Here is a 23,863-nt window from a genome sequence, read left to right on the forward strand (position 1 = left end):
CGGGGAAACCGGTGTCGTCGCCATGATGCCATAGTCTTGTCGCGCCGCCCGACCGAGTTGAGGCTTAGACCACGAGGGACAGGCGCGCGTGCTCCCACCCCTTGAAGGCGCACGCTCAGAGGACTAGCTTGTCCTCATCGAGAGGGTGCGTCATCGGAATGGGGGGATTCCTGATGAAGCGGTGGCGTATGTCAGGCGCGTGCGCAGTGCTCCTCGGTGTCGTGTTGGCGATCTGCCTCGGTGGGTGCGCGTCAAACTCGGCTGAACCTGAGCCCGAGCCGGTAACTGGGTCATCGATGGAGACAACACCGACGGTGGAGGCCCCGGCTCCAGCGAGCGACCTCTATCCGACCGCTGCGTCGACGGCGAACTTCACCGTATACGAGCCCACCTACATCCCGGACGGGTTCGTCCTCCTGGAGGACGAGAGGAAGGTCGCGGCCGGTCTTGTCGGGATCAGCTACGGTCGCGGCGACGACAGACTGCTCGTGCTGCAAGGGGTGTGGGACCTCGGCGGCGATGCTGGCAAGGAAACATCGACCGACGCAACCTTCGGCGATATGAACGCAAGCGTCATCGAGGGGGGAGGTACCAATGGGAGTCCCCCGCGTACGGCAACGAGGCAACCGTCGTCCTGGCTCCATCTCCGGCGACTTTCACGAACTACGCCGTCCTCGCCGTGGGAGTCGACAGATCCGAGGTCATCGCCGTCGCCAAAGGAATGACCCCGGTCGACTAGAGACCTACCGCCCCATGTTCTCCGGCATCCCGCCGGCGTGGCAGCCGACGCACTGATTCATGCGGTATGTCGCATGCTGCTGCACCAGCTCGGGATCGTCGCTGTGGCACACGCAACCGGGAATCTGCACCGCGAGCGGGCTGTTCGGGTCCGGCGCGGGCACGTCGGCCGCAATCGCCCCGGCCGACGCTACGGCACCCGCCGCAGGCCCGCTGGGGGCCTGCGGCGTGCCGAATGCGTACAGATAGCCGCCCGTCGCAAGCAGGAGCGCAAGCACTGCGAGCCCGCCGATGAGTATGCGGCGCTTCCGCATAGCTACGCGGCCTGCCCGTCACCAAGGATGGCTGCGAGGTCCTCGGCAGCGGTCTCGGCGATCGGCCGAATCGAGAAGTTGTCGACGAGCACCTGAAGCACGTTCGGAGTGATGAACGCGGGCAGCGTTGGCCCGAGGCGGATGTCGGTGATACCGAGGTGCAGCAGTGTCAGCAGGATGGCGACGGCCTTCTGCTCGTACCACGACAGGATCATCGAGAGCGGCAGCTCGTTCACTCCCACTTCGAACGCGTCTGCCAGCGCGACGGCGATCTTGATGGCGCTGTAGGCGTCGTTGCATTGCCCGACGTCGAGCAAGCGCGGGATGCCGCCGATATCGCCGAGCTGCTTGTCAAAGAAGCGGAACTTGCCGCACGCGAGCGTCAGCACGACCGTGTCGGCCGGCGCCTGCTCGACGAAATCGGAGTAGTAGCTGCGGCCCGGCTTGGCGCCGTCACAGCCGCCGACCAGGAAGAAGTGCTTGATCGCGCCGGACTTCACGGCCTCGATGACGGTCGGAGCCACGCCAAGGACGGCGTTGCGGCCGAACCCGACCATGACCGCGCCGCCGTCGGTCTCCTCGGCGAATCCCGGAAGGGCGAGGGCACGCTCGATCACGGGACCGAACTCGCCGTTCGGTACGTGCGTCGTGCCCGGCCAGCCGACGTTGCCGGTCGTGAAGACGTTCTCGGTGTAGGAGTCGACCGGCGCCTGGATGCAGTTCGTCGTGAACAGGATAGCGCCGGGGAAGTCGGTGAACTCCTTGCGCTGGTTCTGCCAGGCGGTTCCGTAGTGCCCATAGAAGTTCGTGTACTTCTTGAGTTCCGGATAGCCGTGCGCGGGCAGCATCTCGCCATGCGTGTAGACGTCGATGCCCGTGCCCTGCGTCTGCTCGAGCAGCTCCTTCAGATCGTGCAGGTCGTGACCGGTGACGACGATCGCATGACCGGCGCGGTGACCGAGCGGGACCTCGGTGGGCACCGGATGGCCGTACTCTCCCGTGTGCGCCGCATCGAGCAGCTCCATCGTGCGCAGATTGATCTCGCCGGCCTTGAGTGCGAGCGCGACCCACTCGTCTGCCCCGAGCGTGGGATCGACGAGAGCTGCGAACGCGTCGTAGACGAAGCCCTCGACCGCCGGGTCGTACTGGCCAAAGACACGTGCGTGGTCGGCGTAGGCGCAGATGCCCTTCACACCGTAGATCGTGACCTGCATGAGTGAGGCGATGTCGTCGATGGCGGAGTGCTTCGAGAAGTGACCGATCGCCTCGGCCTGCGCGATGAGGGCATCGAGATCGGCTGCGGGAACGAAGTCGAGCGACGGGTCGGTGTTCGCGGGGCCGAGCCCGGCGGCTTCGGCGGCGGCACGAACGCGGGCAATGTGCGTGTCGAACTCCCGAACCACGCTTGCGAGCATGTCGTTGTCGAAGTCCACGTTGGTGACGGTGTGGAAGACGGCACGGCTGGCGAAGGTGTCGACCTCGTCGCTCACGAACCCACCCTTGCGAGCGGCCTGAGCCCACAAGGACAGGGCGATCATGCGGTCGAGTATCAGATCCTGAAGCGCGGCAGTCTCCGGCTTCTTGCCGCAGACGCCGGACACGGTGCAGGCGACGCCCTTTGCGGTCTGTTCACACTGGTTGCAGAACATCTTGGTTCCTCTCCGTCTCGATGATTGGTCTGTGTCATCGGTTGACGCGTGCCGTGGGCCGGAGGCCGTCCCTTTCGCAGGACCGTCGCCGGGAGGCGGCGGTCCGAGGACAAAGGCCGAAGGTCCGCGGCACGCTCTACCCGTGTATCAGTTGCGGCAGGCACCGGATGCAGACCCAGGTGCTGTCGCCCTTGTACCGCACGGGAAGCAGCGGCGCTGCGTCCTCGGAAGACCCGCACACGTAGCAGTGCTGTGCGATGTAGGTCGCCTTCTTCTCGGCGATGATCGGCTCGGCGGCTGCGTGGTCGAAGGGCACGGTCTCGCGCGTCTCGATGGTGAGCGCGCCGGTCGGGCATACGCCGAGGCAGAAGCCCGCTCCGTCGCAGAGTTCCTCGCGGATGACCTTGGCCTTGCCGTCGACGATCTGGATCGCTCCCTCGGCGCACGGGCTCACGCACACGCCGCAGCCGTTGCACAGTTCCTCGTCGATGCGGACGATCTGCCTGGTGATGGTCTCGGTGCTCATGATGTCTCTCCCTGCTTCTTGTGGCGTCGCCCCTCGAGCAGGTGCTTGACGGAGTCGACCGCATGGCCGTGCAGGACGGAACGGGGTCCCGAGTAGCGCATGACGTTACGCATGAACTCGCGCATCTCGGGCTGATAGCAGTGCGTGTCGCAGTGACTACAGAACGGCTTGGGGTCCTTGGGGCAGAACGCCCGGCGCTTTTCGGCGTAGTCGAGCAGCTCGGCGCATGTTCGGCAGACGACTGGCGCCCGGCGACCATAGACACCGAGCACGGCACCTTCACTCGCGAGTGGAGCGCGCCGCGCGCCGTCGTGATTGCCCTTGCAGTAGATCACGGCGAAATCGCCGAGGAGTCGCGTGTCCTTCACGACCTCGGGGTCCCTCATCTTCTCTGCGAACCGCTCGCTCATGTGTCGCCTTTCGCGATCCGGACTGCACCCACACTACGTACCCGCTCACTGCCGCACCTTGACGTGCGTCAATTCCGGGAAGAATCTTGATGAGCTTCGCCCGTATTCCCGCCAAGGAGCCGCCCATGCCCGCGCCCAAGGACATCCGCCCGGACCTCTGGGCCGCTCTCCGCACCTGTCGTCTCTGGCACGGCGCAAGTGACCGAGGCGTCGAGAAGCTCGCCCGCACTGCGACCGTGCGGGACATGGAGCGCGGGGAGATGATCGCCGCCGAGGGCGACCTGGCCGACGGCTTCGGCGTGCTCGTGTCGGGCCGGGCGCGCGTATTCTACCTCGGCGCCGACGGCAAGCAGATCACCTTCGAGGAACTCGGCACCGGTGACGCCCCGGCCGCGGTCGCCGCACTCGGCGGTGGACGTTTCCCCGCCAACATCGAGGCCACGACAGCGGGCACCATTGCGTGGATGCCGCGCGAGTCGCTCTACGCCCTCCTGGCCGAGGAGCCCACTGTCGCCCGGACGCTGGTGGCGATGCTCGCAAGCAAGGTCGTCAACTTCACTGCCGTCGTGCAGACTCTCGCGCTTGATGTGCCGTCGCGCCTCGCGCGCTACCTGTTCCAGCGGGCGCTCGCGGTGGGCGAGACCACGCCCGAAGGCCTCCGCGTGGACCTCGGGATGACGAAGAGCGAGTTGGCCGCCGCCCTAGGCACGGTGCCCGAGACGCTTTCGCGCGCGCTCGCGCGGCTGCGCGACGATGACGTTCTCGACGTGCAGGGACGCGTGGTCGTGGTGTATGACGTGGGAGCCCTCGCGCGAATGGGATCGGGCTACGAGGAGGGGTAGGGCCGTCCTTCCGCAACTCCCTACACGACGTCCCGCTTCCGGAATGCGTACATCCCCACCGCGAAGAACAGAACCGTCGCGATGCCAAAGACGAGCCACGTCCCCGTACCCAGCACGAGGTCGTCGATGACCTTGTTGGGCTGCCAGTAGTGGAACATGGAGAAGTTCACCAGCCAGTCCGCCTTGTCGGCGATGTTGCCCAGGATGTCTGCCAGGTACATCGCAACGAGCACGCCCAGGCTGACAGCTATCGTCCGCCCCTTGCCCGACGACATCGCCGAAATGGCGAACGCGAAGCTGCCGATGGCCAGCGTGATAAGCATCCCGGCCACAAACAGCAGCCCCATCGCATCGAGCGGGATATCGACGTCGTGCAGGAAGCCAGGTAGGTAGATGGTGGCAACCGTCACGAAGTTCAGTACCAGCGCGTAGAGCACCATCGCGAGGTATCGGGTCAGCGCCACCGTAGTGCGCGAAACAGGCTGGGAGAGAGTGGCCTCCATCGTTCCGTCTTCGACCGCCCCGCCCAGATCGCCCGCGATGAAGGTGATGACCGCCGCGCCCACGATGAACACCCATATAAGACTCAGATACTCGATGCTCAGGAACCCGCCAAGGGTAGTGAACTCGAGTCCCGCCCCACCGAAGGCCGCCATCATTTCCTCGGTGAAGACGTCCTCGGCCATCTGAATGTAGCCGGGGTTAGCTTCGATGAGCGGGAAGAAGGCTACGATCATCCAGCCGTAGGCGGCAAGACCGATCGCATACCACATGAGGGAGACGCGGCGAAGCTGAAGAGACGCTCTGAGAATCGTCCAGTTCATCACTGACCCACCTCCCCTTCGATGTGGCCGTAGTACTCGAGGAAGATCTCCTCGAGCGAGGCGTGCTCGATCTGGATGTCCTTGATCGGCTGCTCGAGCAGCTTTCGGAGCGCGCCGTCCAAATCGCTGGAGAGCTTGGCAACGACTACGTTGTCCGCCGTACGCTCCGCACTCACCGCACCCGGGATGCCCATGAGCATCGAATCGGGGACCGGGTCGACGTACGTGACCTCCGCAGTCCTGAGCGCCTTGTCCAGAAGCGTCTCGACGGACTCCTCGGCAACGACAGCGCCTGCGCGGATGATGGCCACCCGCTCGCACACGCGCTCGACCTCGGAGAGGATGTGGCTCGAGAGGAAGAGGGTCGCGCCGGCCCGGGTGCGCTCCTCGACGATATCGAAGACGACCTGCTGGTTGAGCGGATCGAGGCCTGAGGTCGGTTCATCGAGAATGAGCAGTTCAGGGTCGTGCATGAGCGCGATGACGAGGGCCAGCTTCTGCTTGTTGCCCTTCGACAACTCTGTGACCCTGCGGCTCGGATCGAACTGCAAGCGCTCGCAAAGCTGCTTCTCCGACGGACCGCGTCCGCCCCGCAGCCCGGCCACATAGTCGATCATCCACTGGCCGGTCTGCTTCTCGAACAGCTTGACGTCGCCCGCGACATACCCGATGCGGCGGCGAAGCTCGCGACCGTCAACGCCGACTTCCTCATCGAACAGATACGCCTTGCCCCCGGTGGGGCGAAGCATCGAGAGCAGACACCGAATGGTCGTGGTCTTCCCCGCGCCGTTCGGACCAAGGAAGCCGTAGACCTGCCCCGGCCGAACCTCGAAGGAGAGACCTTCGATGCCACGAGACTTGCCATAGTACTTGGTCAGCCCGTCGCAGCGGATGACCGTCTTGCTCATGGTTCTGCCTCCACTCTGATGCGAGCCGTCGCAAGTTCGCTCGCCCGGGTGTCATCCAGAGCATAGCCCGTCGGCCAATGATTGTCTGACGCCCGATCTGACTCCTCGGCCGGTCGCGCACGCCCTCCGGTCGATCCCCCGGCAGAGAAGCCGTCCTGCCGAAACCTTCTCACGCACGTTGTCGATGGAACCGCCCGTACGTCGCCCCCAGTGGAATCGCAAAGATCACAAGCATCGCCGCGTTCAAGATCGCGTTCTGCCAGAAGCCGGACCACAGCGAGAACGCCGTGTCCGGAACGAACCAGGCAATCAGCGATGCGGTGATCATGTTCCAGGCCGCCGTCTCCATCCGGCGAAACGGGCCGTGGAGCACGAACAGCAACAAGACCGCCCATCCAACCATGACCGATCCCATGACCGCGCCCATGAAAGCCGTGTAGGCTGCTTCGTCAGCGTTGAGGGCAGCTGCCCCGCGAGGCGCGAAGTACAGCGACTCGAACACGTTCTGCATTGGGCCGGCAAGCAACACGAGGACCAGGCCGAACGCGAGAACCACCACGGCGGCGGCCACCAGCCAACGCCCCCAGAAGTCCATGCTGTGTTCCATGCACCCTCCAATCGCGCCAGACCGCGTACGTGGCTCCCGAAGCGCAACGCTCCACAAGTCAGCATATTCCTGTAACCGACTCCTATCCGATGAAACGGATGTTCGCGGTCAAGGGGGGTCGACCGGAGGACTCCATCGTCCAATCGTAGGAAAGGGGTCTGAAAACGCGCCGTGCCGACCCGTATCACCTGCGATGCGGGGTAACATGACTTCGTGGCACTGGGAAAGGAGCCGTGGGCCATGCGTGCAAGAAGATGGCTTCGAACCGCTATCGCGAGCGAGCGTGGCGCGACAGCCGTCGAGTACGCAATCATGGCGTCGCTCATAGGTGCCGTGGTGGCCGGCATCGTGCTCACAATCGGCCAGCACGTCCTGAGGATGTTCGGTCTGCTCGATGGCGCATTCTAGTCGTTGAAGCCCGTCAGCCCTGAACATCGGCTATGCAAGCGACTCCATCAGTCCTTGCCCACGAGCTTACGAACGAGCTTGACCAGGGTGGCCCCTTCAAACGGCTTGGTGTAGTACTCGTCGATGTTTGCGGCCCCCGGCACCGCCTGCTCGCCGACACCGAGCGCTGTGAGCATGAGGATTGGGATGTGCCGGGTCTCCGGATTCCCCTTCAGTCGACTCGCGACCTCCCTGCCGTCCATCCCCGGCATCATCACGTCGAGGACTACAACGTCCGGGGACTCGCTCGCCACCTTCTCGAGCGCCTCCTCGCCACAATTCGCCGTCACAACGTCGAAGCCAGCGTTTGTGAGTTTGACTTTCGCCAGGTTCGCGATGGCCGGCTCGTCATCTACGACCAGCACCTTCTTCGCCACAGGGCACCCCCCAATGCTCCCGCCGGGACACGATGGCCACCGGCTCCTTCACTTCTTGTGAATGAAGGAGAACTGTAACGCCAGCATATCACCCGGAGGACACAAACTTGGAACGAGAATCCTCGGTGGACGGCAGATTCTCGATACCCGTGTCCGCAGCTACCGAAGCCGCCTCAACATGGGCCGTGCATTGCCTGACTCAGCTGCGGCACGAGCCCGGGACAATCTACTCCGTGCTTGGTGGCAGGAACGGTTCATACATCATTCGCGCGCTATTCGCGGCTACCAACTCCTCCCGGGTGTCACCTGCCGTATGTGTCTCGATCCGCCATAGCTCGTTGTGCCGAACGTGGACGCCAGGCCCCTCGTGAGTCACGCGATGTCCTCGCTCCTCGATTCGAAACCGATGCCGTATGGGCGCTGGCGCCGTCCACTCTCCGACAAGGTCCGTTTCCGTGAGCCTGATGGACAGCCTATGTCGCACCGGCGTGTCGTTCTGAATCTGCAGATCCAGGACCGGCCATGCACAAGTTGCCCCGCTGCCGAACGGTTGAGTGCGCCCCACGTCCGGAAACACATCGTAGCTATGCTTCCAGCGTTCAACGACCGACAGTGGTGTGTGCAACGTCATCCAATACAGCAGATTGGTCATCTGGCACAGCCCGCCGCCAACGCCAACAGCGATACGTCCGTGTTTGAGAACCATGCCGTCCACGAACCCACGGCGGCGAGAGGGTTTCCCGACCTCCCGCCAGAACGAAAGCCGCATGCCGGGTTCAAGGACGATTCCGTCCAGCCGCTCCGCAGCGATGCGCAGGTTCACGACCTTGTTGCGCTGCAGCCGCTCGTCCAGTCCAGACAGCGAACGGTAGAGAGGTGTCGAGTGCCCTGCGATGATGTACCCACCGGGGTTCGAGCCGCGATGGACGGCGAAGTTGAGTTCGCGGTGACGCCAGTGAATCTCGCGGCGGACGCGACGAACCGACGGACCAAGGATAACCCGCGCGACTGCCAGCGCCCCGACCCTCACGTCCACTTGCGAAGCTCCGAATGTCCCTCTGGTCACGACTCCCCCAGGCGCCTCGGTCAGCCCAAAGCCGGATCCGCGCCCCGCTCACCATCTCTGCGGGCCCTGATCGCCTGCGCGCCCTTCTCAAGCGTGCTCGCCATGAGGAAGCCCGCGAGCAGGATCGCGCTGGCAACCATCTCGGCAGGATACAGCCCGGCGGTCGTCCCCACACGCGCCATCGAGCCCGCTCCCGCGATGAGCAGCGTGCCCAGGAATATCAGCACGTTTGCCCATGCGCGGTAGCGATACGCCTTCTTTGGCCAGAACTTGAAGACCGACCAGGCGGACCCGCCGAGCAACAGCAACGATCCAGGGATGTTGAAGGGCAGCGACATGAGCCGCGGGAACGACCCGCTCGCCCCGAGCGCCGTGCCGCCGACCGTGATGCCGGCGACAAGGTTCTCGGTGACGAGCTGCGTCGTGAACGTCCCGTAGAGGAAGATCGCCAGACACACCAGGTTGAACGCGAGGTACGCATCGCCCCAGATGCGCTTCTTGGTGATCAGGTACAGCGTCCCGTTGCCAAGGAACCCGACGAGTGACGCGGCGAGCACGATGTAGACACGATAGACGGTCGCGTTCCACCCGCCGCCGTACTCCGAGACAGCCTCGAAGACCGCAGCAAGGGCGTAGAACAGGAATCCGATCGCCCACATGAGCTGGTGCGGCTTGCGACGCTTTAGCCACTGCGCGACGAGCAGCGCGACGTACACGAACCCGAGCGCCGCCGTCATGGCCGGCCAGATCCAGCTCGACCAGAACTCCGCGTCCATGCGCATCTCCCATCGTCGTGCCCGACCGCACCGGCCGGGATAGCCTCGGCCTAGTCCGTCAATGCCTTGAGGTCGGCGTCTGCCTCAGCAGCCTTGTCCCGTGCGTCGAAGTACTTGTCGGTCGCCTCGCCCGCCATCGAGTCGTACGTGGTCGCAACGACGTCCGACGGCGGCCCGGGCAGCCTCTTCGCGCGCTCGGCGAGTTTCTTCTCGGCTTCGTTGAACTTGTCGCTGTAGCTGTTCGCTTCTGCGGTCTTGCCGGCAAGGTACGTGTCGTCAGCCTTGACCGAAAGCGCTATCGAGGCGAGCTTGGAATCGACATAGTCGATGTAGGGCTGCATGTCGGCTTCGGGAAGCGCGGCCTGAACGATCTTGAGCTGCGCCTTCGCGGCGCCCAGCTTGTCCTGGGCCTGCTTGCTCAGCTTCTTGGCGTTCTCTACAGCATTCTTGTTGAGCTTGTTGTACTGCGCGACGGCGTCATCAGAGAGTTTCTCCGCATCCACGATGAGCGTCCAGGTTTCGGCTGCAGGGCCGACTGCACCTGCCGCCTTCACTGTTGCTTTCAGGATCGGCAGCGCGAGTTCGAGCATCTCCATGCGCGCAGACGCCGAGGCCCGAAGTGCCCTGGCGCGTGGCTGGTTCTCCTCGGCCAGATCGGGAAGCGCCTCATCGATGAGCATGACCGCCCTGTCTAGATCCGCCGCCGCGCCCGGGGCGTCGGTCGCGAGCTGCGAAGCCAGGCCTCCGCTCGCCGCGTCGATCTCCGAACGCACGACCTCGTCGGTGTCGAGCACGACTTGGTCGGCATTCTCCACCAGCTTCGTCGCCTCGGCCAGCTTGCTGTCGGCCTCGCCGCGCGCGGTGAGCGTCCGGTACCCTATCATCCCTCCCACGCCAAGGACGACGAGCGCGAGCACGATGAGGCCCCACACCAGCCAGCGACGGCGACTCCGACGCTTCGGGCGGGGCTGCTCGGCGGGCTGCTGCGGAGCCGCTTCCTGGGTAGTCTCCTCGGTCATGCTGGTCCTCCCTTGTAGTGGGCAAGCGGCAGACTGATGGTGAATGTGCTGCCGTGTCCCGGCGTGCTTGCTGCGCTCACCGAACCGCCGTGAGCCTCCACGATCATCCTTGTGAGGTAGAGCCCGATGCCGGCGCCCGGATACTCTCTATTGATGCCCATGTCCGTCCGGTAGAACGGCTCGAAGACGTTCGGCAGTTCGGCGGGCTCGATCCCGATGCCGACATCGCTCACTTCGATGGTCGCCATGCCGTCGCGCGGGCCGACGGTGACCGCCACATCCCCACCATGAGAGTACTTGACCGCGTTGGACAACAGGTGGGTGAGGGCTTGCGTCATGCGCCGGCGGTCCAGCGGGAGCGCGCCCAGGCTCGAGTCGAAGTCGATCACGAACCGGCGGGAAGTCGCTCCGTCCTCGAAGTGTGCTACAAGATCGGCAACCATGCCTGTGAGGTCGACCGGCTCAACTTCGATCTCAAGTCGGTTGTCGTGGAGCTCGGACACGAGCACGAGCTCGTCGACGAGCTTAGCCATCGCGCTCGCACGCTCCTCCAGACCCTTGATCGTCCGGGAGCGGCGGATAGGGTCATCCAGGATCTCGGGGCGAGCGAGCAGCTGGGCGAACCCGGTGAGCGCGGTGAGCGGGCCCTTGAGCTCCTGAGACACAACAGAGACGAAGTCCTCCTTCATGCGGTCCCGGCCGATTCTCTGATCGAGTTGGTGGGCAAGCGACAGCACCCCGGACGGATTTCCGTCGGCATCGCTCGTTGGAATGATGGTCACCTGCTGGATGAACGTGGATCCATCCCGGCGCAGCGCCACCGACTGCCGCGAGACCACTCGGCCCACGGAGGCGATGCTCCTCAAGTCCTGGATCGCACGCAGCCGCATGTCCTCCGGAACGTGAGGCATCGTCCGCCCAACGACCTCCGAGAGCGGCCATCCATACAGGTACTCGGCTCCCCCGTTCCACTGCAGCACGTGCCCGTCGAGGTCGATGGCCTTGATCGCCTCCGAGGAGTGCTCGATCACCCGCTCGAGCAGGCCGTCGGCGCCCTGGAGGCTCGCGACCCTGTGGGCCAGCTGCTCGCACTCTCGAAGTGCCGCTACCGATGAGCCGACCTTCGCACCCAAGAAGGCCAGTACCGCGTCGCCGGGTATGCCAGCCTCTTCCGCTAAGATCGCGACTCCCAAGCCGTAGGTGATGCCCTTGGCAGTCCAGGGGATGACAAGCACGACCGGTCCATCAAAGGGCGGCCTTGCGCCCTCGATCCGGGTCACGACCTGCTGCTCCGCCGCCACGCGAAGTCCCTCGATCTCCCCGACCACTACGGGTGCGGGTATGCCGCTTCCCATAGGCGCGCTCGCTCGAATCCTCAGCACGACACCGTCGAGAGTGCCCGCGTAGACCCTCGTCGCGGCCAGGGCATCACGAAGCCCGGTCGCGGTGCGTTCGAGAACGGACGTCTCGGATGCTTGCGCTTCGGCAGCTGTAAGGTTCTGTGCCCTGTTGTCGCCCAAGTGAGGTTCCTCCACATCCCTGTATATCATCGCGTCACTTTCCGAGAAACCCGCTTTCCTTGGCATGCAGATTGCTTTCGGTAGCCCTGAGAGCCATGCGACCCGCCCTCTCCTCCCCCCTCAGGGGCGGACCCCGCGGGCTCGATTTGAACGAGGCGCGTCCCCCCACGCGCCTCGTTTCCTTCTGTCCGGACTCCTCCTGGCTCCATTGCGGCATTCACCGCTTATGCGGGACTGGCTCCTCGGCTAGAATCGGATGACGACCCGGACCGGGAGCATGCCCGTGGCAGACGCCGCAGAACGACTCGTCAACCTTGCCCTGTACCTCGCTGCCGCACGGGAGCCGGTGAGTGCTGCGCGCGTACGGGCGGACGTCGAGGGCTACCCTGCCGATCAGGACGCCGAGGCCTTCCTGCGCATGTTCGAACGCGACAAGGACGAGCTGCGCGCAGCGGGCCTGGCAATCCAGGCAGACCCGGAGGGACGGTATCTGCTCGACACCGACCAAACGTACTCGGCCGAGGTGGAGCTGTCCGCGGCGGAGTTTGCCGCCGTTCGCGCGGCTGTAGCAGCGCTGGCCGAGGACCCCGGGTTCCCGTTCGCCGCAGACCTGCGCCTCGCGCTTGCCAAGATCGTGACAGCCGGGGATGCGCCCGGCGCACCTGCGCGCGCACGTCTCGCCGACGAGATGCCGGAGCAGCAGGGTCGCGTCGTCGCCGACCTGGCAATAGCACTGTCCTCGTCGAAGCGCGTGACCTTCACGTACACGAACTCCCTCGCGCGCACCGCTGCCCGGGAGGTTGAGCCGCTGGGGCTGTTCGCCCGCGAAGGCCGCTGGTATCTCGTCGCTCGTGATACCGCAGCCGACGATATACGCACGTTCGCCCTCGCGCGCATGGCCGACGTGAGCGTGAATACGTCGCGCCCCAAGTCCCCGGATTTCGAACGTCCGGCCGATTTCGACGTGAGCTCCTATATACGCCTACCGTTCCAATTCGGCACCGATTCTGTCTCTGCCGCCGTACGCTTCGGATCTGACACGGCCTGGCGAGCGCCTGGGCTAGCAGCCGGTCAAGGCAGGCTCGTTCCGCAGCCGGACGGCTCGGTACTCTGGAGTATCCAGGCTCGCGACGGCCGTCGGCTCCAGCGCTGGGTCGTCGAGAATGGCCCGGGGATCGCACTTGAGGCGCCTGCGTCCCTTGCCGGGGACGCGCAAGCACGTCTCCGAGAGGTGGCGAGCCTTCATGGCTAGGGGCTCCTCGGCCGATCGTGCACGCCGTTTGCTCGCGCTCCTGCGCCATCTCACCCCCGGCCAGTCGATACCTCTCGCAAGGCTCGCCGCCCTGATCGGCGCCTCTCCGGATGAGATCGCCGACGACATCGAGGTGCTGTCGCTTTGCGGCGTCGCCCCCTACATGCCCGACGACCTCATCGCGGTCTACGTCGAGGACGGCGAGGCGCACGTGTGGGCCCCGCTGCCGGCGCTCGATCGGGCCGTGCGACTCTCCGCGAGCGAGGCGCGGGCCCTCGCCGCGGCTCTCCAGGCCGCCGGTTTCTCTCCCGACGACCCGCTCACCTCCCGGCTTCTGGCCGCCTCATCGACCGGCTTCGATGCCGAGGAGCTCGCGCACCTTGTGCGTTCGGCGGTGTCCCAGGGTCAGGGCGGCGTGTACTCCACGCTCGCGCTGGCCGTGGAACGCGGCGATGTCGTCCGCATCACATACCGCTCGACCGGTTCCGAGACCGAGACGGAGCGAGATATCGAGCCGCTCTCGATGCTCAACGATCGCGGCGCATGGTACGTTTCCGCACGTTGCCGCCGTGCCGGCGCCCTGCGCACCTTCCGCCTCGATCGAATCCACACCGCATCGTCCACCGACGAGCACTTCGAGCGACCGCGCGACGCGAAGGCCTCGTCCTTGGCGTTCGTCCCAGACGGTCTCCCAGTCGCGACCTTGCGCTTCGCGTCCGCCAAGGAGTTCTCCGCCCGCGACTGGCCTGGCGCCCGCGTGATCGCCGCGGACAGCGACTCCGCGACCGTCGAAGTCCCCTTCGGCGGCACCGCCTGGATCGCGCGGATGGTGGCCGCACGCCTCGGCGCGGTCGAAGTCCTCGGCCCGCCCGAGATCCGCGCAGCAGTCCGCGAGGTCGCCCTCCACGAAGCCGATGCGCTGGCACTCGCCACCAAGCCCTGACCCCTGACCGCATGGAGGCACAATGCCGCTCGTTCGCATCGACATCATCGGCCCCAAGCCGCCCGAGTATCGCCGTGCCCTGCTCGCAGGCGCGCGCGATGCGGTCGTCTCGGCACTCGGCGTGCCTTCGCAGCGTGTGACGGTCCGCCTGCTCGAGACACCCGCCGAGGACGTGTACCTGCACGAATGCCGCACGGAGTTCTTCACCCATGTCGAGGTGCTTCTATATGAGGGGCGCACTCCCGAGCAGAAGACCGGGCTCGTGGCCGCGCTGCGCGACCACTTCGCCAAGGACCCCGGTATCAAGCCGTGCGAGGTGGCCGTCGGCTTCTGCGACGCATCGACGGTAGACCTGGACGTGCTTCCCGGCGAGGCCACAGTGCGCCCGTCGATCCACTAGGACCCGCGCATCCCGTCCCGTTGGCTTCGCCCGAACCGCCGTGCGATCTCGGACACGATTTCCTCGGCAGGCAGCACCTCTATGTCGCGCACGGGCAGCGATTCGATGAAGTCGCGGCCATACGCCTGGCGAACCACACGCACGTCCGCGACCACTAGGCAGCCGACATCGGTGCTCGAACGGATGAGTCGGCCTGCGGCCTGCTTCAGCTCGATGACGGCCTCCGGCAGAGTGTAGCGACGCCAGGCCACACGACCCTCGCGCGCTTCGCGCTCCTCGGCCAGCGGATCGGTGGGACGACCGAACGGCAGCTTGGGCACGACCACGCAGCGCAGAGTATCTCCCTTGGCGTCGAAACCCTCCCAGAACGACTTCGTGGCAAAGAGCGACAAGCTCTCATCGGCGATGAACTCGTCCCGAAGCCGCTTGGCCGACACGCCGCGACCCTGCACGAGCAGCGGCACGCCCTCGCGATCGAGGCGCGGCTCGAGTGCGCGGTACAGGCGCTCCATGTCTCGCCGGTTGGTGAACAGGGTGAGCGTGGAGCCGCCCATCGCCAGGTGCACCTGCTCGAGCAGTGACTCGAGGGCCGGCAGGTACTGCGAGTCGCGCGGCTCGGGCAGGTCGGAGGCGACGAACACCGCCATCTGTCGTTCGAAGTCGTAGCTCGACTCCAGTCGCAGCGCCGCCCATGCGTCATCGGGCAGCCGGCCAAGCCCCACCGCTCGGGCGAAGTGCGAGAAGTCGTCGCCGGTGGCGATCGTCGCCGACGTGAACACGACCGACTTGGTGCGCGGGTACAGCTCCTCGGCAAGCGCCTCGCCTATGTCGAGCCGCGAAGCCACGAGCTTCTCCGGGTTGGTGTTCCGCCGCCGGTCGAGCGTGGCCGAGTAGACGTACTCGTCGGCCTCCCCGTCGAGCACCATCTCGAGCCCCAGCTTCTGGTCGGCCAGACGCGACAGCAGGCCGATGAGGTCGGCCCGAGGGTCGGTGTAGCCCGTGCTCTCGGCCTCGAGCAGCAGCACCAGCTTGCGACCGTGCTCAATAGCGGCTTCGAGCCTGCGAACAAGCGAGCCTCCCACACCTGCGACGGTGCCCCACGCGCCGGACTCGCGCAGCTCGCGGGTCACACGCAGGTCGCACATGTCGTAGCCGCTTTCACGTACCGTCTCTCCGAGGTCCTTCACGAAGTCGAAGAGCGAGTCGGCGAGGGTGGTCCCCGTCGTCGCTTCGTGCTCCAGTTTGGCTATCTCGCCAAGGACCGCGTCCTGGTGCTCGGCCGGCTGGTTCCTGAGCGTGCGCCGCAGGTTCTCGAGCAGACCACCGCGCCCCTTCGAGACCAGCGTGCCGAGTGCCGCGGACAACTCGACGTGGCTCGCACCGAAGGTGAGCTGCTTGCGTGCCTCGGACTCGGCCGAGTGCGCCTCGTCCACTATCCAGTGGCGTATCGGGGGCAGAATGCCACCCGACGCGACAACATCGCGGAAGAGCAGGGCGTGGTTGGTTACCACGATGTGTGCGCTTGCGGCGCGTCTGCGTACGCCGTGCAGGTAGCACAGATGCGGGTAGAAGCGACAGCGTTTGTGGGTGCAGTCCGCAATCGACGCCGCCAGCGCCGCCCTCGTTTCGCGCCGCCAGTGGATGTTTGTCGAGTCGAGATCGCCCCACGAAGTCTGGGCGACCCACGTGAGCAACGCCGCCGCGGTCACGATCGCCATCTCATCAGCGGTGTCGTCGAGTTCGGCGGCGAACCTCTCGAGTTTGCGAAGGCACGCGTAGTGCTCGTAGCCCTTCAGCGACACGTAGCGCAGCTCGCCCTCCAGCGCGCGGCACAGCGCGGGCAACTCCGAGTAGATGAGCTGGTCCATGAGCGAGTTCGTCTTGGTCGCGACACCGACGCCAACGCCGTTGCGCAGGGCGAAGCGCGCGGCCGGTACCAGGTACGCGATCGACTTGCCCACGCCAGTGCCCGCCTCGATTGCGGCATGCGTCCCGCTCGCGAACGCCTCGGTCACCGCCGTCGCCATAGCCGCCTGCTCGTCGCGCCGCTCGAACTCCGGGTACATGCGTCCCGCTAGCCCCTCGAGAGCGAACTCCGCCACGACCTCGTCGATCGGCGGGCACGCGCACTCGATCTCCTCGGCATCGAAGAGCGCGTCGGCGCGATCGGCCGAGACCGTGCGGCGCCTCGACTCCTTCAGGTCGAATGCCGAGGCCCGAGCCCCCGCCGCGATATGTGCGATCACCAGACGCAGCGGCCACGCAGCGCTGGGCGCAAGGTGGCTGATGCGAGCGGCGAGTCCGGCGGGAAGCGCGGCCAGGCCGCACAGCATCACGCGCCACAGGAACGCCAAGGCCTCGACATCGTCGGTGGCCCGGTGCGACGGCAGCGGAGCGTCGAAAGCCGTCGCGAGGTCGGAGAGGCGATGGCTGCGCAACCGTGGCAGCGAGATGACGGCGAGCTGCAGCGAGTCGATCCACGCGCCGGAGAATCGACTCGCGCCCGCAGCCGCCTCGAGGAACTTCCGGTCGAAGCCGACATTGTGCGCAACGATGTCGCGACCGGCCACGAACTCGGCGACGTCGAGCGCGGCGGCCTCTGGAGAGGGTGCGCCCTCGACCATGCCGCCGTCTATGCCGGTCAGCTTGGTGATCTCAGGCGGGATCTCCCTGCCCGGGTTCACGAAGGTCGAGAAGCGCGCGACGATCTCGGGGCCTCGCGCGATGGCTGCCGCGACCTCGATGATCGCGTCGCGCTCCACGTCGAAGCCGGTGGTCTCGATGTCTACGAACGCGATCTCTTCCTCGAAGCCGAAGACCGTGTCACGGGCGCGCGCAGCGAAGACCGCGTACTCCTCGGCCACGTCGGAATCGGTGCCCGGAACCAGGAACCGGGAAAGCGCGTCGCTGTCCATCCGCACAGACTAGCACGCGACAACGACAGGCCGAGGAAGAACACGGCGCCCCGGTTTCCCGGGACGCCGCGCGTCGAATCTGGCTGTTTGGCGCGTGTGCGCCGGGGTCGACCTACTGGCCGCCGCCCATCGTACGGGACTGGCACAGCCACGAACCGTCGTCGCCCTTGACGAAGGCCCAAGTGTACGGAAATGCCATGCCCTGGGCCTGCTGCGTGCCGACGACCGATATGGAGTCGCCCGACTCGACCTGCGGGGAGACCTCGAATCCGGTGATGCCGTAGCCGCTCAGCGTAGACTCGAAGCCCGCCTCGTCGCCGTAGTAGGCCTGGGTCGCAGTCGGGAGCAGCTTGAAGGCATCGGCGTACTTGCCGTCCGAGCACAGCTGGTAGTAGGCCTTGACGTACTCCTCGGGAGTCTGGTCCTTGGCGACCTTCGGCGCGGTCTTGGGATCGAAGTCCACCGCAGGCGCGGTGCCGCCCGGAGGCATGCCGGGGGTCGAGGTGGCGCTGGCCGAGCCGTCGGCAGCAGGCGCGCCGTCGGTGGAGGTCACCGCCGGCGAGGGGCCGCTGTTGTTCTGCCAGATGAGAATGCCCACGATAGCCGCGAGCAGCGCCGCGACAACTACAAGCAGAATCATGATCTGCTTCTGTGAGATAGCCGACATTTGGTGTTTCCTTTCGAGTAGCTTGCCTGAACGGCGCTTACGCGCCCGCACATCGTACAGCCCGTAGGACGTGCAACGCAACGCACCGGTTCTCGCGACCCTGCGTAGCGAATGCCACGCCAAGGACTTGCTCCGCCTCACGCCCGGGCCAAACGCCTCATCGATGCGATCTGGCACCGCCACAGAATCCTGCCCTTACGCTGCGGGTTTCCGCTCTTGCCGCCGGGGACCACACGACTCGCGGCACATCGAGCATGCGCCCGTGCATCCGGTCAGCTTGAGCGCGTTGCAGCGGGGGCACCTGACGTCGGTCGAGGGGGACGCGAGGCCACACGCGGGACAAGCCGTCGTCGATGCCATCTATGCCGCCCCCAGCGCGCGCGCGAGCAGGCCGCCCACGAGGAACGCAAGACCGACGGAGCCCGCAAACAGCCCGGCGAGGTAGCGCCAACCGCGTTCCTTGGCGATGACCATGACGCTGGCGATGCACGGCACGAACAGCGTGATCGTGACCATGGCCACGAGAAGTTGGGCGCTCGACAGGCTCATAGAGAAGAACCCGGCCGCCCCGAAGTCGCGACGCACGAAGCCCATGACGAATGCGGTGGCCGCCTCCTTCGGCAAACCGAGCCAACCCACCGTGAGCGGCACCAGCGCATTCTGTATCCACGCAAGCGCGCCTGTCACGTCAAGCAGTGAGATGAGCAGTGCGCCGATCACGAAGAACATCGCGACCTCGCGCATGAAGTGCCACACCTTGGTGACCGTCTTGCGAACGACGTTCTCGGCACGCGGGGTCCGGAGGCTCGGCAGGTCGATCAGCAGGTCCGTCGACACGCCTGGCGTCAAGCGGTCGAGCGCCGTTCCCACCAGTGCGAATATGCCAAGGAGTGTCCCGAAGTACGCGGCGGCATACAGCGGGCCGACTCCGGCCATGAGGGCGACGATAACGGCGATCTGCGCCGAGCATGGCACGGCGATCGCCATGAGTGCCGTCGCGATGAACCGCTCACGCTTGCTTCCGAGGATGCGTGTTGTGAGCGTTCCCATCGTCACGCAGCCGAGTCCGAGGATGAGCGGAATCACCGCGCGGCCGTTGAGACCGATCGCGGTAAGAGAACGGTCAGCCAGCGCGGCTATCCTTGGCAGGTACCCCGAGTCCTCGAGGAAGGACAGGAGGAGGTAGAAGCCCGTCACCAACGGAAGAATCACGCCGATGAGGTAGGTCGGAGTCATCGTGAGTACGCCAAACTCGCCCGCGAGAACTGTGTAGACTGGCGACCCTTGTGCCGCGACAGAGCCCACGACATTGCGGACCAGCGGCTCCCAGTAGCCCTGCATGAGCGTCTCTTCGAGCACGCCGACGAGACCGCCGGCCACCCATTCACCCAAGACCACATACATGCCCCACAGAAGCAGGCCAAGGAGCGGCAGGCCCGTCGCGGGGTGCATCATGGCGCGGGACAGTCGCGCGGGGAAACGTACGCCCTGCGTCGTCTCGGTGAGCACGTGCCCGACGATATCGTTGACACGATCGCGTCTGCGCATGTAGATGGCGTCGCGCTCCTCGCCGGGCTCAAGACCGTGACGCACAGCCACGACCTCGTCGCTCTCGAGCACGAGCAGGGCTTCCGCGCGCGTCCCCACACGCGCAGCCATGAGCACGAGCTGCTCTTCGAGCTCCAGATCCCCGCGGCCTGTGCGCGCAGCAGCTAGCGCCTTCGTGAGCGCCTCGATGCCCGCGCCCTTCACGGCCACGGTCTCGATGACGGGCACGCCGAGAAGGTCCTCGAGCAGGTCACGGTCGATGGCGACCCCGCTTGCCCGCGCCTCGTCGGCCATGTTGAGCGCAACGACCATCCGCTTGCCCATGTCCACGAGCTGGAGCGTGAGAAAGAGGTCCCTCTCGGGGTGAACCGCGTCCACCACGTTCACTACGATATCCGCATCGAGGATGATATCGCGCGCCACACGCTCCTCGTCGTTGAAGGAAGAGACCCCGTAGACTCCGGGCGTGTCGATCAGATCGCGGTCACCAATGACCCCGCGGGTCAGCTCCACCGTTGTCCCGGGGTAGTTCGACACGTCGACATAGAGCCCGGTAAGGGCGTTGAACACGACTGACTTGCCGACATTGGGATTGCCGACGAGCACGACCTGCTCAACGCCCTCCCGGGCGACCAGCGAGTTCGGCCCGTGGCAGTGGGGTGCGGTTTGCGGAGCCACGACCGACGAAGTCACTGCAGTCTCGCCCTCCGGATGTCTGCTGCGCCGACCTGGCGCACCCGGATGCGTTTCGCAAGTCCTCGGCCGATGGCTATCTCCTGGCGCCCACTCTCGATTACGACAGGCCCTGCGGGGATACGGGTGACGCACCTGACGCAGGAGCCCTGGCAGACGCCGAATCTCAGTGCATGCAACCGCGCGTGGTCGTCGGCAACCTCGATGATCTCGACCTCATCGCCCCGACGGACTCCGTCGAGAGCTATCTCTTCGCCTGGCCGGTGGTCTCTGACACGTCCGTGCCCGCGTCCACGCATCTGTGCGCCTGTGAAAAGCATTTCGGACTCCTTCTGCTCCGTCTCGGCCTTAGTTTACACTAAGCGCTACATGTTGTGGAAGCTATTCTCATGCCAAGGACTCCGGCCGTGGTCAACGCTTCGATGGGTCGAGCCGTCGTCGCGCCCACCGGCGGCGCATCTGGCGGCTCGTGTCTGCGACGACCGTCGCTAGACCTTCGTCGTACTCCTGTCCGCGGTTTCTCTCGCCCGGGCAGCCGCTATCGGGTATCATCCCGCCCGAAGGGGAGTAGCAGCCCGACGCAATGCCGCGTTGGGAGGCAGGCCGTCATCACGGGAGCGCGATGTCCCCGGTCCTGCCATCGAGACACCTCGTGTGCGAGACCTTCAGGAGCCTTTCCGCCCTGACAACGATGCACAGGAGGCAGCATGTCCCCGAACTCCACCCCGCTTGCGCCCGAATCGGTTCCCCCGCAGTTTGTCGTCGAGAAGGCACACACTGTCGCCGTTAGCGACACGCTGTCTCATCTCGACAGCGCGCCCGATGGACTGACCGACGACGAGGCGGCGGGCCGACTTGCGGAACTGGGCCCAAACACCCTCCCGGAAGGTGAGGTTCGCACCCTCCCGGGGATGATTCTCGACCAGTTCAAGGACTTCCTCATCCTGCTGCTTCTCGGTGCCGCAGTGATCTCGGGCATGCTCGGTGAGACCGCCGACACAATCGCGATTCTGGTCATCGTGGCCCTGAACGCAGTCATCGGCGTGGTTCAGGAGTACCGCGCCGAGCGTGCGATGGAGGCGTTGCGGGAGATGGCCGGTGAGACCGCTACCGTGCGCCGCGGCGGTCGGGTCTTCGAGATCCCCGCGTCGCAGCTCACGGTTGGCGACGTGGTGCTGCTTGATGCAGGGCGTGTCGTTCCCGCAGATATCCGGATCATCGAGTCCGCAGGTCTTCGTGCTGCCGAAGCCGCGCTCACCGGCGAGTCGCTCCCTGTGGAGAAGTCCGTCGATTCGGTCGCGGAAGCCGAGGTTCCTCTCGGCGATCGCACGAGCATGGCGTACAAGGGGACGCAAATCGTGCATGGCCGGGGCGCAGGCGTCGTCATCGCGGTCGGACTGTCGACCGAACTCGGTAGGATTGCCCACCTCCTCGGCACGGCCGGCGACGTCAAGACGCCGCTGCAGAACCGACTCGCACAGTTCGGCAAGGGCCTCGGACTTGCCGCGATAGGGCTCTGCACCATCGTGTTCGGCGTGGGAATCCTTCGCGGGGAAGATCCCCTCGTGATGTTCCTGACCGCCGTCAGCCTCGCGGTCGCCGCGGTTCCCGAAGCGCTGCCTGCGGTCGCTACAATCACCCTCGCGCTCGGGGCGCGCAAGCTCGTCAAGACCCACACGCTCGTCCGCAAGCTTCCGGCAGTGGAAACGCTCGGCTCGGTCACCTACATCTGCACCGACAAGACCGGCACCCTCACTCTAAACGAGATGACGGTCGAGCATGTCGCGGCAGGAGACGCCACGCCCGGCACGCTTGGGAGCGGCGCCGAAGGCTGGGACTGGCTCGGCAGGGCTCTCGCTCTCTCCAACGATGTTGTCGGCGATGACGGCGCGCTCATCGGCGACCCCACCGAGATCGCCTTCTACCGCATCGCAGCCGCGTCCGGCTTCGACCCCGTGGCGCTCGACCAGAGCTTCCCGCGCTCGGCGGAGATACCCTTCGACTCCAACCGCAAGCTCATGACCACGGTGCATGCGTTGCCCGGCGGCGGATACGTGAGCTTCACGAAGGGTGCCGCCGAGGCGATCCTCGAGCGCTCTGTCAGCGCCCTTGGCGCCGAAGGCGTGGAGTCCGCTGTGGACCGTGTGGCGGCCAGCCAGCTCGTTGACGAGTGGTCCGCCCAGGGCTTGCGTGTCCTCGGCTTCGGTATGCGCAAGATGGACTCGCTGCCCGCGGACGGGGACTTCGCCACCCTGGAGAGCGACCTCGTCGTCATCGGCTACACCGGTCTGGTGGATCCCCCAAGAGCGGAGGCCGCCGAGGCGGTCGAAATCTGCAAGGCAGCCGGCATCGTACCGGTTATGATTACTGGAGACCACCCATCCACCGCACTCGCCATCGCAAAGCGTCTCGGAATCGCCGACGACCCCGAGCAGATGATGACCGGCGCCGAGCTCGAAGAGCTCGACCTTCACCACTTCGAGCAGCGCGTCGAAGATGTCCGCGTCTACGCGCGCGTCGCCCCCGAGCAGAAGCTCAAGATCGTGCGCGCGCTCCAGGACCGCGGCGAGTACGTGGCTATGACGGGCGACGGCGTCAACGACGCGCCCGCACTCGCACGGGCCGACATCGGCGTGGCGATGGGCATCACGGGCACTGACGTGGCCAAGGAAGCCGCGGACATGGTGCTGCTGGATGACAACTTCTCGTCCATCGTGGACTCCGTCCGAGAAGGTCGGCGCATCTTCGACAACATCCGCAAGTTCATCAAGTACACGATGACCTCCAACTCCGGGGAGATCTGGGCAATCCTGCTCGCGCCCCTGGTGGGTCTGCCTGTGCCTTTGCTGCCCATTCACATTCTGTGGATCAACCTTGTGACGGATGGCCTTCCCGGCCTCGCACTCGCGTCCGAGCCGCACGAGAAGAACATCATGCAACGAGCTCCCCGTGCGCCCAGGGAGAGCATCTTCGCCGACGGGCTCGGAATCCACCTTGTCTGGGTGGGCCTGCTGATGGGCGGCGCATCGCTGTTCACGCAGGCGTTCGCCATCTCGACCGGCGACATGCACTGGCAGACCATGGTCTTCACCGTGCTCTGCCTCAGCCAGATGGGACATGCCATGGCCATTCGGTCAGACCGTGAATCCTTGTTCCAGCAGGGGCTGCTGTCCAACAAGCCGTTGCTGGGCGCGGTCCTGCTCACCTTCGCCCTTCAGATGGCGACGATCTACGTACCGTTTCTTCGCCCGGTCTTCAAGACCGAGGCGCTCACGCTTGCGGAACTGCTGATCGCGCTTGGCATATCCAGCGTTGTGTTCTTCGCAGTCGAAATCGAGAAGGCCTGGAAGCGTCGCCGTGACGTGACGTTGGTAGCAGGCGTGTAGCGGCGGAGTGGCCGGCAAGCGGCCACGGCGCCGCTG

At 65.7% G+C, this 23,863-nt stretch carries 23 protein-coding genes; 7 read left to right on the plus strand and 16 right to left on the minus strand.

Annotation, left to right across the window (positions count from 1 at the left end; all coding sequences use genetic code 11):
• The first annotated feature begins 173 nt into the window (after window positions 1-173).
• Window positions 174-725, plus strand: coding sequence for a hypothetical protein (locus tag Q8K99_12370; protein ID MDP2183348.1), 552 nt, complete (start codon window positions 174-176; stop codon window positions 723-725).
• Window positions 726-743: 18 nt separating this feature from the next.
• Here Q8K99_12370 and Q8K99_12375 read toward each other — a convergent pair whose 3' ends face one another.
• The 4 genes from Q8K99_12375 to Q8K99_12390 form a co-directional block, all read right to left on the minus strand.
• Entirely contained in the window at window positions 744-1,052 is a 309-nt protein-coding gene (locus Q8K99_12375; protein ID MDP2183349.1) for a hypothetical protein, read from the minus strand.
• A gap of 2 nt (window positions 1,053-1,054) precedes the next feature.
• On the minus strand, window positions 1,055-2,701 hold the full coding sequence (hcp, locus tag Q8K99_12380) for a hydroxylamine reductase (protein ID MDP2183350.1): 1,647 nt from the start codon (window positions 2,699-2,701) through the stop codon (window positions 1,055-1,057).
• 136 nt (window positions 2,702-2,837) lie between these two features.
• Window positions 2,838-3,227 carry a 4Fe-4S binding protein gene (locus tag Q8K99_12385; protein ID MDP2183351.1) on the minus strand — a complete coding sequence of 130 codons (390 nt, stop codon included), beginning with the start codon at window positions 3,225-3,227 and terminating at the stop codon, window positions 2,838-2,840.
• Complete coding sequence (locus Q8K99_12390; GenBank protein MDP2183352.1) at window positions 3,224-3,637, minus strand: nitrous oxide-stimulated promoter family protein; 414 nt, start codon at window positions 3,635-3,637, stop codon at window positions 3,224-3,226. The genes Q8K99_12385 and Q8K99_12390 overlap by 4 nt, the downstream gene beginning before the upstream one ends.
• 89 nt (window positions 3,638-3,726) lie before the next feature.
• Here Q8K99_12390 and Q8K99_12395 point away from each other — a divergent pair, with 89 nt between their 5' ends.
• Window positions 3,727-4,479: a Crp/Fnr family transcriptional regulator gene (locus tag Q8K99_12395; GenBank protein MDP2183353.1), complete on the plus strand. Its 753-nt coding sequence runs from the start codon at window positions 3,727-3,729 to the stop codon at window positions 4,477-4,479.
• Between the two features lie 20 nt (window positions 4,480-4,499).
• Here Q8K99_12395 and Q8K99_12400 read toward each other — a convergent pair whose 3' ends face one another.
• From Q8K99_12400 to Q8K99_12410, 3 genes are all read right to left on the minus strand, one after another.
• Window positions 4,500-5,303 (minus strand): ABC transporter permease subunit, encoded by an 804-nt coding sequence (locus Q8K99_12400; GenBank protein MDP2183354.1) that lies wholly within the window; start codon window positions 5,301-5,303, stop codon window positions 4,500-4,502.
• Window positions 5,303-6,211 carry an ABC transporter ATP-binding protein gene (locus Q8K99_12405; GenBank protein ID MDP2183355.1) on the minus strand — a complete coding sequence of 303 codons (909 nt, stop codon included), beginning with the start codon at window positions 6,209-6,211 and terminating at the stop codon, window positions 5,303-5,305. Before Q8K99_12405 ends, Q8K99_12400 begins: the two co-directional genes overlap by 1 nt.
• 169 nt (window positions 6,212-6,380) lie before the next feature.
• Window positions 6,381-6,818 (minus strand): hypothetical protein, encoded by a 438-nt coding sequence (locus tag Q8K99_12410; protein MDP2183356.1) that lies wholly within the window; start codon window positions 6,816-6,818, stop codon window positions 6,381-6,383.
• A 240-nt stretch (window positions 6,819-7,058) separates the two neighbouring features.
• On the opposite strand from Q8K99_12410, the gene Q8K99_12415 reads away from it, so the two are divergent.
• Complete coding sequence (locus Q8K99_12415; GenBank protein ID MDP2183357.1) at window positions 7,059-7,226, plus strand: Flp family type IVb pilin; 168 nt, start codon at window positions 7,059-7,061, stop codon at window positions 7,224-7,226.
• A gap of 47 nt (window positions 7,227-7,273) precedes the next feature.
• Here Q8K99_12415 and Q8K99_12420 read toward each other — a convergent pair whose 3' ends face one another.
• From Q8K99_12420 to Q8K99_12440, 5 genes are all read right to left on the minus strand, one after another.
• Complete coding sequence (locus tag Q8K99_12420; GenBank protein ID MDP2183358.1) at window positions 7,274-7,642, minus strand: response regulator; 369 nt, start codon at window positions 7,640-7,642, stop codon at window positions 7,274-7,276.
• Window positions 7,643-7,868: 226 nt separating this feature from the next.
• Window positions 7,869-8,708, minus strand: a complete 840-nt coding sequence (locus Q8K99_12425; GenBank protein ID MDP2183359.1) for a VanW family protein — start codon at window positions 8,706-8,708, stop codon at window positions 7,869-7,871.
• Window positions 8,709-8,728: 20 nt separating this feature from the next.
• Window positions 8,729-9,484 (minus strand): hypothetical protein, encoded by a 756-nt coding sequence (locus Q8K99_12430; GenBank protein MDP2183360.1) that lies wholly within the window; start codon window positions 9,482-9,484, stop codon window positions 8,729-8,731.
• 50 nt (window positions 9,485-9,534) lie between these two features.
• On the minus strand, window positions 9,535-10,503 hold the full coding sequence (locus tag Q8K99_12435) for a hypothetical protein (protein MDP2183361.1): 969 nt from the start codon (window positions 10,501-10,503) through the stop codon (window positions 9,535-9,537).
• The gene (locus Q8K99_12440; GenBank protein MDP2183362.1) at window positions 10,500-12,023 is read right to left on the minus strand and encodes an ATP-binding protein; all 1,524 of its coding nucleotides are present in this window, start codon (window positions 12,021-12,023) and stop codon (window positions 10,500-10,502) included. Before Q8K99_12440 ends, Q8K99_12435 begins: the two co-directional genes overlap by 4 nt.
• A 283-nt stretch (window positions 12,024-12,306) precedes the next feature.
• Between Q8K99_12440 and Q8K99_12445 the strand changes: the two genes are divergently transcribed.
• Genes Q8K99_12445 through Q8K99_12455 form a run of 3 tightly spaced genes read left to right on the plus strand, consistent with a single transcriptional unit; the run spans window position 12,307 to window position 14,618 of the window.
• On the plus strand, window positions 12,307-13,275 hold the full coding sequence (locus Q8K99_12445) for a WYL domain-containing protein (protein ID MDP2183363.1): 969 nt from the start codon (window positions 12,307-12,309) through the stop codon (window positions 13,273-13,275).
• Window positions 13,268-14,218, plus strand: coding sequence for a WYL domain-containing protein (locus tag Q8K99_12450; protein MDP2183364.1), 951 nt, complete (start codon window positions 13,268-13,270; stop codon window positions 14,216-14,218). Before Q8K99_12445 ends, Q8K99_12450 begins: the two co-directional genes overlap by 8 nt.
• A 22-nt stretch (window positions 14,219-14,240) precedes the next feature.
• A complete protein-coding gene (locus tag Q8K99_12455) occupies window positions 14,241-14,618 on the plus strand; it encodes a tautomerase family protein (GenBank protein ID MDP2183365.1) in 378 nt (125 codons plus the stop codon).
• Here the strand turns inward: Q8K99_12455 and Q8K99_12460 are convergent.
• The 4 genes from Q8K99_12460 to Q8K99_12475 all read right to left on the minus strand — a co-directional run bounded on the left by Q8K99_12460 (window position 14,615) and on the right by Q8K99_12475 (window position 20,761).
• The gene (locus Q8K99_12460) at window positions 14,615-17,533 is read right to left on the minus strand and encodes a helicase C-terminal domain-containing protein (protein ID MDP2183366.1); all 2,919 of its coding nucleotides are present in this window, start codon (window positions 17,531-17,533) and stop codon (window positions 14,615-14,617) included. The genes Q8K99_12455 and Q8K99_12460 overlap by 4 nt on opposite strands.
• Before the next feature lie 112 nt (window positions 17,534-17,645).
• Window positions 17,646-18,173, minus strand: a complete 528-nt coding sequence (locus tag Q8K99_12465) for a hypothetical protein (GenBank protein MDP2183367.1) — start codon at window positions 18,171-18,173, stop codon at window positions 17,646-17,648.
• A 387-nt stretch (window positions 18,174-18,560) separates the two neighbouring features.
• Entirely contained in the window at window positions 18,561-20,441 is a 1,881-nt protein-coding gene (feoB, locus tag Q8K99_12470; protein ID MDP2183368.1) for a ferrous iron transport protein B, read from the minus strand.
• A complete protein-coding gene (locus Q8K99_12475; GenBank protein MDP2183369.1) occupies window positions 20,438-20,761 on the minus strand; it encodes a ferrous iron transport protein A in 324 nt (107 codons plus the stop codon). Before Q8K99_12475 ends, feoB begins: the two co-directional genes overlap by 4 nt.
• A 387-nt stretch (window positions 20,762-21,148) precedes the next feature.
• Between Q8K99_12475 and Q8K99_12480 the strand changes: the two genes are divergently transcribed.
• Complete coding sequence (locus Q8K99_12480; GenBank protein MDP2183370.1) at window positions 21,149-23,827, plus strand: cation-translocating P-type ATPase; 2,679 nt, start codon at window positions 21,149-21,151, stop codon at window positions 23,825-23,827.
• The last annotated feature ends 36 nt before the right edge of the window (window positions 23,828-23,863 follow it).

It is taken from the genome of Actinomycetota bacterium (assembly GCA_030682655.1).
In the GTDB taxonomy this organism is placed as follows: domain Bacteria; phylum Actinomycetota; class Coriobacteriia; order Anaerosomatales; family JAUXNU01; genus JAUXNU01.